This window comes from Chromobacterium sp. S0633 (assembly GCF_024158805.1).
Classification (GTDB): Bacteria; Pseudomonadota; Gammaproteobacteria; order Burkholderiales; family Chromobacteriaceae; genus Chromobacterium.
The window spans coordinates 1-13,903 of record NZ_JAMZGH010000035.1; the positions used below are offsets into that span (position 1 = coordinate 1).

At 65.1% G+C, this 13,903-nt stretch carries 13 protein-coding genes; 2 read left to right on the forward strand and 11 right to left on the reverse strand.

Translation table 11 applies throughout. From position 1 onward, the window contains the following. On the forward strand, positions 1-586 hold a 586-nt coding region (locus tag NK214_RS18560), incomplete at its 5' end, for a DAK2 domain-containing protein (RefSeq protein WP_253315193.1). Positions 587-629: 43 nt separating this feature from the next. Here the strand turns inward: NK214_RS18560 and NK214_RS18565 are convergent. The 3 genes from NK214_RS18565 to gluQRS form a co-directional block, all read right to left on the reverse strand. Then, complete coding sequence (locus tag NK214_RS18565) at positions 630-1,382, reverse strand: M15 family metallopeptidase (protein ID WP_253315194.1); 753 nt, start codon at positions 1,380-1,382, stop codon at positions 630-632. A gap of 141 nt (positions 1,383-1,523) precedes the next feature. After that, positions 1,524-2,864, reverse strand: a complete 1,341-nt coding sequence (locus NK214_RS18570; RefSeq protein ID WP_227107177.1) for an amino acid permease — start codon at positions 2,862-2,864, stop codon at positions 1,524-1,526. Positions 2,865-3,287: 423 nt separating this feature from the next. Further along, positions 3,288-4,175, reverse strand: a complete 888-nt coding sequence (gene gluQRS, locus NK214_RS18575) for a tRNA glutamyl-Q(34) synthetase GluQRS (RefSeq protein ID WP_227107175.1) — start codon at positions 4,173-4,175, stop codon at positions 3,288-3,290. Between the two features lie 137 nt (positions 4,176-4,312). Between gluQRS and fdxA the strand changes: the two genes are divergently transcribed. Beyond that, complete coding sequence (fdxA, locus tag NK214_RS18580) at positions 4,313-4,636, forward strand: ferredoxin FdxA (RefSeq protein WP_107798342.1); 324 nt, start codon at positions 4,313-4,315, stop codon at positions 4,634-4,636. Between the two features lie 103 nt (positions 4,637-4,739). On the opposite strand, the gene cheD is transcribed toward fdxA, so the two are convergent. The 8 genes from cheD to NK214_RS18625 all read right to left on the reverse strand — a co-directional run bounded on the left by cheD (position 4,740) and on the right by NK214_RS18625 (position 13,882). Then, a complete protein-coding gene (cheD, locus tag NK214_RS18585) occupies positions 4,740-5,348 on the reverse strand; it encodes a chemoreceptor glutamine deamidase CheD (RefSeq protein WP_107798341.1) in 609 nt (202 codons plus the stop codon). Next, the gene (locus tag NK214_RS18590) at positions 5,345-6,418 is read right to left on the reverse strand and encodes a chemotaxis response regulator protein-glutamate methylesterase (protein ID WP_253315195.1); all 1,074 of its coding nucleotides are present in this window, start codon (positions 6,416-6,418) and stop codon (positions 5,345-5,347) included. Before NK214_RS18590 ends, cheD begins: the two co-directional genes overlap by 4 nt. Before the next feature lie 75 nt (positions 6,419-6,493). Beyond that, on the reverse strand, positions 6,494-7,327 hold the full coding sequence (locus tag NK214_RS18595) for a CheR family methyltransferase (protein WP_253315196.1): 834 nt from the start codon (positions 7,325-7,327) through the stop codon (positions 6,494-6,496). A 20-nt stretch (positions 7,328-7,347) separates the two neighbouring features. Continuing rightward, positions 7,348-9,696, reverse strand: a complete 2,349-nt coding sequence (locus NK214_RS25185) for a methyl-accepting chemotaxis protein (protein ID WP_371926299.1) — start codon at positions 9,694-9,696, stop codon at positions 7,348-7,350. 11 nt (positions 9,697-9,707) lie between these two features. Beyond that, on the reverse strand, positions 9,708-10,214 hold the full coding sequence (locus NK214_RS18610) for a chemotaxis protein CheW (protein ID WP_253315197.1): 507 nt from the start codon (positions 10,212-10,214) through the stop codon (positions 9,708-9,710). Positions 10,215-10,232: 18 nt separating this feature from the next. Continuing rightward, positions 10,233-12,242, reverse strand: coding sequence for a chemotaxis protein CheW (locus tag NK214_RS18615; protein ID WP_227107167.1), 2,010 nt, complete (start codon positions 12,240-12,242; stop codon positions 10,233-10,235). A 47-nt stretch (positions 12,243-12,289) separates the two neighbouring features. Next, positions 12,290-12,655: a response regulator gene (locus NK214_RS18620; protein ID WP_043635932.1), complete on the reverse strand. Its 366-nt coding sequence runs from the start codon at positions 12,653-12,655 to the stop codon at positions 12,290-12,292. A gap of 228 nt (positions 12,656-12,883) precedes the next feature. After that, positions 12,884-13,882: a SpoIIE family protein phosphatase gene (locus tag NK214_RS18625; RefSeq protein ID WP_253315198.1), complete on the reverse strand. Its 999-nt coding sequence runs from the start codon at positions 13,880-13,882 to the stop codon at positions 12,884-12,886. Positions 13,883-13,903 lie beyond the last annotated feature (21 nt).

Below are 13,903 nucleotides of genomic sequence, written 5' to 3' on the forward strand. Positions count from 1 at the left end.
GGCCTGGGCCGCGGCCGACGCGCTGGACGCCGCCGAGCCGCTGTTGACCGAACTGGACGGCGCAGCCGGGGACGGCGATCTGGGCGTCAGCATGCAGCGCGGCGCGGCCGCGATCCGGGCCTTGCCCGACAGCGCATGGAGCGACCCCGCCACGGCGCTGCGCGCGGTCGGCCAGGCCTTGCGCCAGGCCATCGCCGGCAGCTCCGGGCCCTTCTACTCCACCGCCCTGCTGCGCGCGGCGCGGCGGCTGGACACGACGACCCCGCCCACCCCGAAGGACTGGGCGGCCGCCTTTCTGGACGGCGTCGCCGCCCTCGCGGAACTGGGCGGCGCGCAAGTGGGCGACCGCACCATGCTGGACGCCTTGTCCCCCGCCGCCGACGCTTTCGCCTCCGCTCTGGACGCCGGACAGGCTCCGGAGACGGCCTGGCGTTCGGCGCTGACAGCGGCGGAGCGCGGCTGCGCGGCAACCGCCGCCATGCGGCCGCGCCTGGGCCGGGCCAGCTATCTGGGCGAACGGGCGCTGGGCGTGCCGGACGCGGGCGCCAGCGCCGCGCTGGTCTGGTTGAAGGCGCTGACCGGCTAGCGCCAGGCCATGGGCCGCCGCGCCCGCGCGGCGGCCCTGGCGATCAGGCCGGTCTCTCCGGCTCGGTCTCCATCGACGGATAGATCCAATCCACGCCCAGCGCCTGCCCCCACAGGCAGTCGCCCAGATCGTAATGCCACCATTCCTCGGCATAATTGCTGAAACCGGCCTGCTTCATCAGATTGAACAAGACGCGGCGATTGTGACGCACCGTCAACCAGCGCTCGGAGGAAAAACCCAGGGCCGGATCATGCGGCGCTTCGAAGAAATCGGTGCGCGACGCCGGCTCCGCCGCATCGAAGACCGTGCCGAAATCGCAAATCTCGCCCGTGTCCATCCGGCAGATCGCCAGGTCCACGGCGCCGCCGGAATTGTGCGGCAACACTGCGAAACGGGCGGTGTCGTCCGGGTGGGCGGCGAACAGTCGCGCCTGCCGCTCCACCGCCGCCGCGTCCCAGTCCGGGTGCGCGGCGCGCACATCGTCCAGCACCATCTGAAACAGATCCGCCTGGGTTTCGCGGCTGCGGTAGGCGTCGAACAGCAGCAAACCGTACTCCGGCGCCAGCCGCGCCGCCGTCTCGCGCAAGCGGCTCGCGACAAAGGACCGCGCCGACATGCCTTCGGCGCAGCCTTTGCGGCCGGCGCGGTAATAGCTGTTTTCCGGAAACAGGCCGTCCGCGCGCTCAAGCGCGCAGGGCGCGTTCTCCGCCCGCATCCGCGCCAGCGTCTGCGCGTCCGGCAGCGGATAGGTGAAATCGATGGCGACGAGCGCGTGATCGGCGGCGCTTATCCTCATGGCAACTCCCGGTCTGAAAGCAAAGCGCCCTAGTAGGCCACCTGCCGGCGGCATAGGCAAGCCCGTTGACTCATGACGATAGGCTTGCGCAAAAAGAAAACGCGGCCTAAGCCGCGTTTGGGATCCGACATCGCCTCTCCTTCATGAAGGATCGGCGTAACGCTCCTTCACCTGCCAGACATAGACCGGCAAGCCCAGCAGCAGCAGAATCATGCCCCACATCACGATGTCGGCGCCGGAGCCGTACAAGGCCCAGACCGAATAGGCGAAACCCACGCCGGCGAAGCACAGCGGCGCCAGGAAGTCCTTGCGCTGGAACTGCTGGGGGCGCATCAGCATGATGGCGAGCAAGGCCATCGAGCAAAAGGCGTAGGGCAGCAAAGTGGTGGCGGTGGCCAGCAGGATGATGAACTCGAAAATCTTGACGCCGCCGTCGCCGCCGGCGTACTTCATCGCCATCAGCACCGTCACCAGCCCGCTGGACAGCAGCAGGCCGAAAATGGGCACGCCCTCGCGGTTCATCTGGGCGAAACGGCGGGGAAACAGACCGTCGTGCGCGGCCGCGGCCGGCACGTGCGCCTGCATCAGGCTCCAGCCGTTGAGCGCGCCGAAGCAGGACACGATGGCGCCGAAACCCACCAGGTAATAGCCCCAATCGCCCCACATCAGCCGAGCGGCGTCGGCAAAGGGCGCCTGGGAGGCGGCCAGCATCGCCGGCGGCATCAAGCCCATCAAGGCCACCGTGGACAGGATGTAGAGCACGGTGGCGATCAGAGTGCCCAGCACCGTGGCGCGCGGAATGTTTTTTTCCGGCTCGATCACGTCGCCTGCCGGCACCGACGCCGATTCCAGCCCCAGGAAGGCCCACAAGGTCAGCGCCATGGTGGCGGACACCGAACTGAGCAGCGGCTTGTCGTGAGGGTTGAACACGATATTGTCCGGCTGCATGTGGAAAAAGCCGATGAAGGTGACGGCGGCCAGCGGCAACAGCTTGAGCAAGGTGGTCGTCACCGCCACCAGGCCGGAACTGCGCGCGCCGCGGCTGTTGATCCAGGTGACGATCCAGATCAGGCTGATGGCGAACACGCCGGCCAACACATTATTGTGGCCCAGCGCCGGAACGAATACCTGCATATAGCTGGTGGCGGCCACCGCCAGGGCCGCATTGCCGGCCCACAGCGCAATCCAGTAGCCCCAGGCGATCCAGAAGCCGGCGAAACCGCCGAAGGCTTCATGAATATAGGCGTACGGCCCGCCTTCCTTGGGCAGGATGGCCGCCAGCCGGGCGAACACCAAGGCCAGGCAGATCGCGCCGGCGGCGGTGAGCAGCCAGCCTATCATCGACACGCCGCCGAACGGCGCCAGCGACGCGGGCAGCAGGAACACGCCGGAGCCGATCATATTGCCCACCACCAAGGCGGTGCACATCCATACGCCCAGCGCCCGGGTCTTGGTCTTGCTGTCTAAATTGGTATTGCTCAAGGCTTGGTCTCCATCGGGCCTGCCGATTGACGGGCGCGCCGCGCGCGCATGTTTACGTTCATGCGATGGCGCCGGCGGAATTGGCCTGGCCAGTTCCGTTCGCATTCAGACTGATACGGCTGAAAAAGCGCCCATGATAGAGGGCCTCGCCCGCAAGCTGGGCATGCTTTCTTCAAACCGCTTGACCGGAGTCAACTGAAGCGGGACTTTGCGCCAGTGCGCGCGCATGAAAAAAAGGCGGCATTAGAACACAAATTCGACATAAAAACATGTCGCATTTTCCGCATATCAAGGAGAAGACGATGGCGACCCGCTTGCCGCGGTCGATGATGCGCAACAAGCGCGTGCGCAGATGCCAATATAGGCCAGCCGGGATGGAAAAAAAGACGTCAAACGCATAATTTTGGCATAAAACGGCGCAATTCAGCCGGCAAGCACCGGTCCGACCGGCACGCGCGCCAGCGACCAATGCGCTCGCGCCCACTGCCACAACTCGGCCAGGCCGCCGCACTCCTCCGGCGGAACATGCCCCAGGCGGCTTAAGGCCAGGCGCAAGGCCGCTGCGGCGTCCTCGGCCGCCACCGCCGGCGCCAGCGTCTGCTTGGACAGCTTCTCCCCCGCGGCGTTGACCAGCACCGGCAGATGACAATAACCCGGCGTCGCCACGCCCAGCGCCTGCTGCACCGCCACTTGACGCGGCGTGGACACCAGCAGGTCGGCGCCGCGCACCACATCGTTCACCCCTTGCTCCGCGTCGTCCACCACCACGGCCAATTGATAGGCCCAAAAGCCGTCCGCGCGCAGCAAGACGAAATCGCCGATGTCGGCCGTCAGATTCTGACGGTAGGGCCCTTGCAGGCGGTCCGCCACCACGGTGTCGCCGGGCGCCGCCCGCAAGCGCCAGGCGCGGCCGCCTTCTTCCGGACGCCGCCGCCGGCAATGGCCGGGATAGACGTAACCGTCCAGGCCGCGCCGCGCGGTCTTGGCGATCTCCTTGCGCGTGCAATTGCACGGATAGGCGTGGCCGGAGGCGATCAACTGCTCCAGCGCCTGACGGTACAGCTCGTGGCGACGGCTTTGATACACCACTTCGCCGTCCCATTCGAAGCCATAGGCGTCCAGCGTGCGCAGGATGGCGTCGGCGGCCCCGGCCACCTCGCGCGGCGGGTCCAGATCCTCCATCCGCAGCAGCCACTCGCCGCCGCGCGCGCGCGCCTCCAGATAACTGCCGACGGCGGTGCACAAGGAGCCGGCGTGCAGCAAGCCGGTGGGACTGGGGGCAAAACGCCCGCGATAGCGAGAAGAGTTCATGACGGATAGGAAATTTACGGCGGCAATGCGTTGTGAAGGGAATTTCTGGCTAATAATGTTGACTGATACGCTCGAATCATCGCCCCGCCGCCGCGCCAAACGGCGCCGGCCGGCTTTCGACGACCAAGGAGCTGAACATGGCCTACGTTGTAACCGATGCCTGCATCAAATGCAAATACACCGATTGCGTCGATGTCTGCCCGGTGGACTGCTTTCACGAAGGCCCCAATTTTCTGGCGATCGACCCCGAGGAATGCATCGATTGCACGCTGTGCGTGGCGGAATGCCCGGTGAACGCGATCTACGCGGAAGACGACGTTCCGCCGGGACAAGAGGGTTTCGTCGCGCTCAACGCCGAATTGTCCAGGCTCTGGCCCACCATCACGGAGAAGAAGGACCCGCTGCCGGACCATGAGGACTGGGCGGAGGTCGAAGGCAAGCTGCAACACCTGGAGCGCTGAGAAGCTCGCCCGGTCTCGCGAAGCGCGAAACCGGGCGAAACGCTTGGAAACGAGGAAGGCAAGCGCATTGCGTCTCACGACGCGCGGCGGACGTTGAACCGCATCAGATAAACAGCTCGATATCGCCGGACTTGCCGGCCACCTCCGGCTGCATCACCTGCTGACGATAGCGGGTCTCCTCGCTGATCAGGCTGCGGCTGCGCTTGAGCTTCTTGACCAGCACCTTGCCGCTGTCGGTGAAGAAATACACTTTGCGCGCGCAGTCGCCCAGCAGGTCCTCGGCCAGAATGGGAATTCTTTCCGCATCCAGGTAGCCGTGGATGAAGCGGCGATTGCGCTCGCCCACATTCATCACCGACATGCCCTCCAGCACATTGCCGCCGCCGAAGACCTTGGCTTCCATCCGATGGCGCATCGCGCCCAGTTTCTGCATTTCGGTAATCATCAACTCCATCGCGTGCACGCCGAAACGGGCGGCGGACGCGCCCTCGCCCACCTCGATGCTGCCCTCGGGCAACAGGAAATGGTTCATGCCGGCCACATTGGCTGTCCGGTCCAGCATGCATACGGCCACGCAGGAGCCCAGCAAGGTCACCAGCAGCTGCGGCTGGCCGGTGACGTAGAAGCCGCCGGGAAACACCTTCACCGCCTGGCTTTGAAAATGCTTGTCGAAATACGAATGGCTGCTGAAATGCACCGCGCCGTTCTTCATAACATCGCCTTTTCCGCCTTGCCGTACAGGCAGGCCATGATTTTGGAGGGCAGCGCGTCCAGCGGCCACTCCTGTTGCACGCCGCCGGCCTTCATCGCTTCCCGCGGCATGCCGTACACCACGCAACTGGCCTCGTTCTGACCGAAGGTGACCGCGCCGGCGTCGCGCATCCTGCGCAGGCCGTCCGCGCCGTCCCGCCCCATGCCGGTCAGGATCACGCCGATGGCGCGCTTGCCCAGGCAGCGCGCGGCGGAGTCGAACAGCACGTCCACCGACGGCCGGTGCCGGTTCACCTTGTCGCTCTGATCCAATTCGATGCGAAAACCGTCCGCGGCGGCCTGCACCCGCATATGCCAATCGCCCGGCGCGATATAGGCCACGCCCTGCCGCACCGGCTCGCCCGCCTCCGCCTCCTTCACCCGCATCGGACAGCTGGCGTTCAAGCGCGCGGCGAAGCTGGCGGTGAAATGCTCGGGCATATGCTGCACCACCAAGATGGGCGGGCATGTCGCGGGCAGGCCGCTCAGCAGCGCGCGGATCGCCTCGGTGCCGCCGGTGGAGGCGCCGATGAACAACATCGCCTGCTGCGCGCCGGCGCCCAAGGGCGGCGCCGGCGGCGGAACATCGGCCGGGCGATGAAAACGATGCGGCGCCCGCACCCTGGCCGCGGCCGCGGCCCGTATCTTGTCCCGGATCTCATCGGCGTAATCGCCCATGCGCCTGGCGATATCGTGCGCCGGCTTGGACAGAAAGTCGATGGCGCCCAGCTCCAGCGCCGTCAGCGTCGCCTCCGAACCCTGCTGCGTCAGCGAGGAGATCATCAGCACCGGCGTCGGCCGCAGCCGCATCAGCCGGCGCAGGAACTCCAGGCCGTCCATCCGCGGCATTTCAACGTCCAGCGTGATCACGTCCGGATCCAGCGCGCGGATGCGCTCGCGCGCGATCAGCGGATCGGAGGCGGTGGCCACCACTTCCATGTCCGGCGCTTCGTCGATGATGGAGGTCAGCAGATTGCGGATCAGGGCCGAGTCGTCCACCACGATTACCCGAATTTTCTTTTCCAGCGCCATCCACGCTCCCGGATCGATAAACAAGGCTCATAAACTCGCGCCGCAGCGCGACGGCCGGACGCACGGAACGCCTGATCAGGCCAGCCGGTAGCTGGTCTTGCCGCAGGGGACGAAGGCGTCGCTCAGGTGCAGGATGTTTTCCGAATGCCCCAGCAGCAGCAGCCCGTCCGGAGCCAGATGCCGCGCCATATGATTGAGTATGGCCGCCTGCGTCGGCTTATCAAAATAGATCAGCACATTGCGACAGAAAATGACGTCGAACTCCCCCAGCGGCGGCCATTCCTCCGCCACCAGATTCATCTGGAAAAACGTCATCGCCTCGCGCACGCGTTTCTTCAGGCGCACCTTGCCCTCATTGGCGCCTACGCCCTTGTCGAAAAAACGGCGCAGCTGCGGCTCCGACAACTGGCTGACTCGCTCGCGCAGATACACGCCGCGCATCGCCTGTTGCAGCACATGGGTGTCGATGTCGGACGCCAGCAACTCGCAGGGGAAGGGCCGCAAGCTCTCCGTCAACTCCGCCATGGTGATGGCGATGGAGTAAGGCTCCTCGCCGGTCGAGGACGCCGCGCTCCAGACCCGGTAGGGCCGGCCTCGTTTGCGCCAGCGCTCGGCGTGGGCGCGCAGCATGTCGAAATGATGCGGCTCCCGAAAAAACGAGGTCAGATTGGTGGTCAGCGCGTTGATGAAATTCTGCCATTCCTCCGACAAGGCGTCCTGATCCAAGCGGTCCAGATACTCGGCGAAGCTTTTCAGGCTCAAAGCCCGCACCCGCTTGGCCAAGCGCGCGTAGGCCATATGCGTCTTGCTGTCGTTGAGGGCGATGCCGACCCGCTGGTACACCATGTCGCGGATGCGGCGAAAATCCTCGGGCGTGAACGTGATGTCCAATTCCAAGCCCGCCAACACGGCCCCTCCGGACCTGTGCCTCAAAACTCCTCCCACTCGCCGTCGCTCAGGTCCACCTGCGGATGCAGCCGCGCCGGCACCACGATCTTGCCCGCCGGCTTAGCCGGCGCCGGATTGACGCCGCCGGCATGGGCGGCCGGCTCCGCCGCCGACGCGACGCGCGCCGGCGCTTGCCGCAGACGCGGGCCATGCTCTCCCAACTTGAACACCTGCACCGCGTCGTCCAGATAGCGCGCCTGCTCTTCCAGCGACTCCGCCGCCGCCGCGGCCTGTTCCACCAGCGCGGCGTTCTTCTGCGTGTTCTCGTCCATCTGCGTCACCGCCAGATTGACCTGTTCAATGCCCGAGCTCTGCTCGATCGACGCGGCGGAGATATCGCTCATGATGTCGGCGACGCGGCGGATGGAGATCACGATCTCGTCCATGGTGCTGCCTGCCTCGTCCACCAGCTTGGAGCCGGACTCGACCTTGGCCACCGAGTTGCCGATCAATCCCTTGATCTCCTTGGCGGCGGCGGCGGAGCGCTGCGCCAGATTGCGCACCTCGCTGGCCACCACGGCGAAGCCGCGCCCTTGCTCGCCGGCCCGCGCCGCTTCCACCGCGGCGTTGAGCGCCAGGATATTGGTCTGGAAGGCGATGCCGTCTATCACGCTGATGATGTCGACGATCTTGCGCGCGCTGTCGTTGATCTCGTTCATGGTGGCCACCACGTCGCCCACCACCTTGCCGCCGCGCGCGGCGATGTCGGAGGCGCCGGTGGCCAGCGTATTGGCCTTCTTGGCGTTCTCCGCGTTCTGCCGCACCGTGCTGGTAATTTCCTCCATGCTGGAAGCGGTTTCCTCCAGGCTGGCGGCTTGCTGCTCGGTGCGGCTGGACAGATTGGCGTTGCCGGAGGCGATCTCGCGCGCGGCGGTGTTGATCGCGTCGGTGGACTCCTTGATGTTGGACACGATTTCCTTCAGCCGCTCCACCGTGGTGTTGGTGTCGTTCTGCAACTGGCTGAACAAGCCCTGGTAATCGCCCTTGATCGCATGGGTGAGATCGCCCTTGGCCAGAGCCGCCAGCACGGTGGCGATATCGCCCAGGCCCTGGCTGGTCACCGCCAGCAACTGATTGACGCTTTCGCCCAGCTGGCGGAAAAAGCCGTCCTTGCCTTCCAGATTGATGCGCCGGTCGAAATCGCCGGCCGCGGCGGCGGAGATGATGCTGGCCACCTCTTTCTCTATTTCCACCTCCCCGGTACGATCCTTCCATTCCACCACCGTGCCCAAACGGGAACCGTCGGTGCCGAACACCGGATTGGCCACCAGGCCGAAAATGCGCGTGCCTATATTGATCTGCGCGCGATAAGTGGAACGCAAATTGGCTAGCAGATCGCGCTGATGCGCCGGATTGCTGTGGAAAACATCCATATTGGCGCCCAACAGCGCGCGCGCGTCGAAATTGGGCAAGGCCTTGCGCAGATCGGCCTCGGCGCGACGCATCATCTCCAGCACGCTGTGATTGGTGTAGATGATGTTGCGCTCGTTGTCGGCGATCATCACATTGGTGGAGGCGTTGTCCAGCGCGTTGCGCACCCGGATGTTCTCGATCGCCTTCTCGGCCAGCAAGCTCATCGACGCGAACAGGCTGTGCTGGTCGCCCGGTTTGACCTTGATTTCGGAGCGCACCTGGCCTTCGGTCAACTCCCGCATCACTTTGACTAGTTCCGCCGGCTCCCCGCCCAATTGGCGCATCAGCGAGCGGATGATGAAGACGCCGAAGCCGACGCCGATGAACAGGGCCAGCAGGGTAAAGGCGAACAGCAGTTTGTAGGCCTGCCGGGAGTTGTCGCTGGCGTCCTGTCCCGCCTTGCGCATCAGATTCTCTTCAAACGCGATGTAGCGATCGATCGAATCCATGTATTTGAGCTGGGTGTCGCGCAGGGTGACGAACAGATAATCGCGGGCCTGCACATCGCGCCCCTGCGCTTGCATGCGTCTGAACACCGCCAGCTCGGAACGGAAATTGGCCTCGTTCGCGCGCATCGCCTCGAAAAGCGGCCGCCCGGCGCTGCTGACGTTCGGCTCCAGCGTGCTCATCCTTTGCGCCAGCTTGGCCAAATTGCCGTCTATCTCCTGATTGAACTCTTTGATCAGGTGCGCATCCTTGCTCAGCAGCAGGTTGCGCACATCGCGCGACGTGAGGTTGACGTTGGACGCCAGCTTGTGCGCGGCGCTGACCTGCGGGATGTGCACGCTGGAGATGCCGACCAGATCATCGGCCAGGCCCTGCAGCTGTCTGACCGCCAGCGTCATCGCCACCGCCAGCAACAGGATCAGCAGACCGAAGCCCAGGATCAGTCTATGGATCACTTTCATATTGTTCATGCTTCGCCCCCCTAATTCGCTTGCGCTCGAGCCGCGGCGTCAGTCAACGCCATTTCCTCGCTGCCCATCAGCTTCTCGATATCGACCACGATGATCATGCGCTCGTCCAGCGTGCCCAGTCCTTCGATATAGGCGGTGTCCACCGCCGCGCCAAACTCCGGCGCGGCGCGCAGCGCATCGCTCTCCAGCTGAATCACGTCCGACACGCCGTCCACCACCGCGCCGATGACCCGTCCGCACACATTCAGCACGATCACCACGGTGAACGCGTTGTACACCGGTTCGCCTATGCCGAACTTCAGGCGCAAATCCACGATGGGCACGATATGGCCGCGCAGATTGACCACGCCCTTGATGAAGTCCGGCGCGTTGGCGATGCGGGTCACCGCGTCGTAACCGCGGATCTCCTGCACCTTCAAAATATCGATGCCGTATTCTTCCGTCCCCAGCGTGAACACCAGCAGCTCATTGCCCGAGCGTCTCTGCGCCAGGCCCGGACCATCCCGTTCCGCCACCATTTCTTTATCCTTGTTGTTTCATGCGTCCAGCGCCATACGCTGGTTGTGCCGCGCAATCGCGGCGATGTCCAAGATCATGGCCACCTGACCGTCGCCCAGGATCGTGGCGCCGGAAATCCCGTCCACCTTGCGGTAATTCGTTTCCAGATTCTTCACCACGAACTGCTGCTGGCCGATCAAGTCGTCCACCAGCAGCGCCAGCCGGCTATTGCCGGCCTCCACGATCACCAGGATGGCCTCGCTCGGCGTCCGCCTCGCGTCCGGAATGGAGAAAAACCGGCCCAGCGGCACAATCGGCAGGTACTCGCCGCGGATGGCCACCACCTGGCCGCGAGCGGCCACTGTCTTGATTTCGCTCGGCGCCGGCTGCAAGGACTCCAATACCGCGCCCAAGGGCATCACATAGGTTTCCGCGCCGATGCGCACTGACATGCCGTCCATGATCGCCAGCGTCAGCGGCAGATGAATGCTGATGGTGGTGCCGATGCCGGCCATGGAGTCGATCTCCACCCGGCCGCCCATGCTCTGAATGTTGCGCTTGACCACGTCCATGCCCACGCCGCGGCCGGACACTTCGGTCACCTCGGCGGCGGTGGAGAAGCCGGCTTCGAAAATCAGATTCCACACCTCGGCGTCGCAAAGCGAGGCCGGCGCCGCCAAACCGCCTTGCCGCGCCTTGGCCAGAATCCGCTCCCGGTTCAGCCCGGCGCCATCATCGCTGACTTCGATGACGATATTGCTGCCCTGATGGAAGGCGCGCAGCGTCAGCCGTCCCATCGGGTCCTTGCCGGCCGCCAGCCGCGCTTCCGGGGCCTCGATGCCGTGGTCCAGGCTGTTACGCACCAGATGAGTCAGCGGATCGGACAGCTTCTCGATGAAGCCCTTGTCCAGCTCGGTGCCCTCGCCCATCATCGTGAGCTCCACCTTCTTGCCCAGACGGCCGGCCAGATCGCGCACCACGCGCGGGAAGCGGTTGAACACGAAGGCGATCGGCGTCATCCGGATGGACATCACCGCCTCCTGCAGTTCCCGCGCGTTGCGCTGCAAGGCGCCGATGCCGCCTAGCAGGCGCTCGTGCGCCACCGGGTCCAGACCCGCGCCGGACTGCGTCAGCATGGACTGGGTGATCACCAGCTCTCCCACCAGGTTGAGCAGCAAATCCACCTTGTCGATATTGACCCGGATCGAATTCTCGCCCACCGCGCCGCCGCGCGCCGCCGGCTTGGCCGCGTCGGGGTCTAAGGCCGGCGCCTCGTCCTGCGGCGCCGTCTCGGCTGGCGGCGGCTCGAACAGGCCAAAGCCGTCGCCCTCCAGCCAGACCGAAGCGTCCGGCTCCGGCGCCGCCTCGAGAAACAGCCCGAAGCTGCCCTCCTCCTCCACCCCATGATCGACGTTGATGCGGAAGCTGTCCTGCGGCAAGGCGAAGGCCAGCGACTCCGCCACCTCGGCAGCGTCCAGCGGCGAGGTGAACACCGCCACCCAGGGCAGCTTGTCGGCGTCCTCGCCGTGCTGCACCACGCTCAAGTCCCCGTGCTCGGCCAGCGACTCCAGCAAGGCGTCGATATCGACGCCGTCCACCACGTCGATTTCCAGGTACAACGTCCAGTGCCGCGTCTCCTCCGGCGTCGCCCGCCGCGTCGCGGCCTCCGCCGGCGCGGCGGCCAGCGCCTCCAGCTGCGCCTTGAGTTCGCCGGCCAGCGCCGCGTCGGCCTCGCCCTTGCCCTTGTGCGCCGCCAGCATCCCGTACAGCACGTCCTTGGCCCGCAGCACCAAATCCACCAGATCCGAACTCAAGGCGCGCGCGCCGCGCCTCACCTCGTCCAGCAAACCTTCGAGCACATGGGTCAGATCCGCCATATCGGCGAAACCGAAGGTGGCGGCGCCGCCCTTGATCGAATGCGCGGCGCGGAACACCGCATGCAAATCCTCCTGCTGCGGACAGGACTGGTCCATGCCCAGCAGCAGGCTCTCCATGCTGGACAAGTGTTCATCCGCCTCATCAAAAAACACTTGATGAAACTGCGACATGTCGATTGCCAAAAGCTCGCTCCTCGCCGTGCCCAAGATCAGCCGATTCAGCCGATCACGCGCTTGACCACATCCAGCAGCTTCTGCGGATCAAAAGGCTTGACCAGCCAGCCGGTGGCGCCGGCCGCGCGGCCAAGCGCCTTCATCTGATCGCTGGACTCCGTGGTCAGCATCAGGATAGGCGTCGTCGTATACGCCGGCAGCTTGCGCAAGGAGCGGATCAAGGTCAGCCCGTCCATGCCCGGCATGTTCTGGTCGGTCAGCACCAGATTGAACTGCCCACCCTGCGCCTTGGCCAGGCCGGCGTTGCCGTCTCCGGCCTCCACCACCTCGTAGCCGGCGCTTTTCAAGGTGAACGACACCATCTGTCGAATCGAAGCGGAATCGTCAACCGTCAGTATTTTTTTGTGCATAACATCCCCGTTTCAGGAAACCGCCCGCCGCTCGTCCGACGCAGTCCGCGCCGGGTCCGTTTCCCATTCTTTACCTTGCTCGCTCGTCGTCTCGCGCCGCGGCGGCGAGACGACCGATTCGCCCAAGCGCTGAAATTCGCGCAGATATTAATGATTGATCAACTAAAAAGCCCGCGGATTCAAGCCAGAATCCGCGCGGAACCGGCGCACGCGGCCAATGGACATTCTTCAAGCCGGCCGCGGCGGCGCCGACGACGGCACGGCGAAAGCCAGCGACGACATGTCGTCATTGTATGGGCTGCTGAAGCCTAGCGGAATTGACGGCAAGGGGCCATAGCCGAAACCGTCGGTCGAGGAAATGCTGGACAAGCGCAGCAAACGCGACAGCAGATACGGCAGATCCGACTCCTCCATGCCGTCACTGTGCGCCAGGAAGTGCTGGCCTTCCGCCCAGGGCAGCGCCAGCGGCTCCAGCGGTTCGATGTCGGCTCGCAGGCCCAGCGGACTGCACATGGAAGAAAAGCGCTGTTCCAGCCTGGTGGACAGAAACAACAGAATGTCCGGCATGCCGGCGTTGACCAGCCTCACCATGCGGGCGGCCCAATCGATCTCCAACAAAGCGCTGCCGACGTAGCGTCCATCGGCCACATGGCTATGCATGAAGGCATTGAGCTCCCGCAGGGCGGACAAGGACAGAGGCTGCTCCAGCAGCACCCGCGACGCGCCCAGCGCCAACAGCGCGGCGTCCAGCGCCGAACCCTGGCCGTGGCCGGACGCGTCGCCCAGGATCAGCAAGGTCCGCTCCGGCAAATCCGCGCGCAGCACCACGTCGCCGCCCACAGCGTCCACCGGCTTGACCGACACTTCCAGGGGAAACACGCGGCCCGACGCCTGTCCCGACGGACGGTACAGGGACATGGCGCCGTTGATGATGTCGAACGCCGCCGCGCCGAACAAGCGCGGGCAGAGCGCATGTTGCTGCCAATGCCAGGCCAGCAGGCGGCTGCGCAGCAAGTCCGCGTCGAAGTCGCCGCGCAGAAAATGAATACTGGGCGTGGCCAGCCAGGGCGCCGCGCGCCCCGAGGAAAACACCCACAAGGGCTTGTCGCCCTCCCACTGCTCGAACAGCTCGGCCGGAGCGTCCGCCAGATTCGTCAGCCAAAGATCCTGCTTGCCGCCCACCGCGAAGTCGGCGCCACCGCAAAACCACCAATCCAGCGCCGACAACCAAGGATCGCCACGAACCCG

Bases quoted from the DNA above. Each gene is read 5' to 3' on its own strand.
- NK214_RS18620 (WP_043635932.1), bottom strand. From the start codon at position 12,655: ATGCACAAAAAAATACTGACGGTTGACGATTCCGCTTCGATTCGACAG.
- NK214_RS18615 (WP_227107167.1), bottom strand. From the start codon at position 12,242: ATGTCGCAGTTTCATCAAGTGTTTTTTGATGAGGCGGATGAACACTTG.
- NK214_RS18565 (WP_253315194.1), bottom strand. From the start codon at position 1,382: ATGAGGATAAGCGCCGCCGATCACGCGCTCGTCGCCATCGATTTCACC.
- NK214_RS25185 (WP_371926299.1), bottom strand. From the start codon at position 9,696: ATGAACAATATGAAAGTGATCCATAGACTGATCCTGGGCTTCGGTCTG.
- NK214_RS18590 (WP_253315195.1), bottom strand. From the start codon at position 6,418: ATGGCGCTGGAAAAGAAAATTCGGGTAATCGTGGTGGACGACTCGGCC.
- NK214_RS18610 (WP_253315197.1), bottom strand. From the start codon at position 10,214: ATGGTGGCGGAACGGGATGGTCCGGGCCTGGCGCAGAGACGCTCGGGC.
- cheD (WP_107798341.1), bottom strand. From the start codon at position 5,348: ATGAAGAACGGCGCGGTGCATTTCAGCAGCCATTCGTATTTCGACAAG.
- fdxA (WP_107798342.1), top strand. From the start codon at position 4,313: ATGGCCTACGTTGTAACCGATGCCTGCATCAAATGCAAATACACCGAT.
- gluQRS (WP_227107175.1), bottom strand. From the start codon at position 4,175: ATGAACTCTTCTCGCTATCGCGGGCGTTTTGCCCCCAGTCCCACCGGC.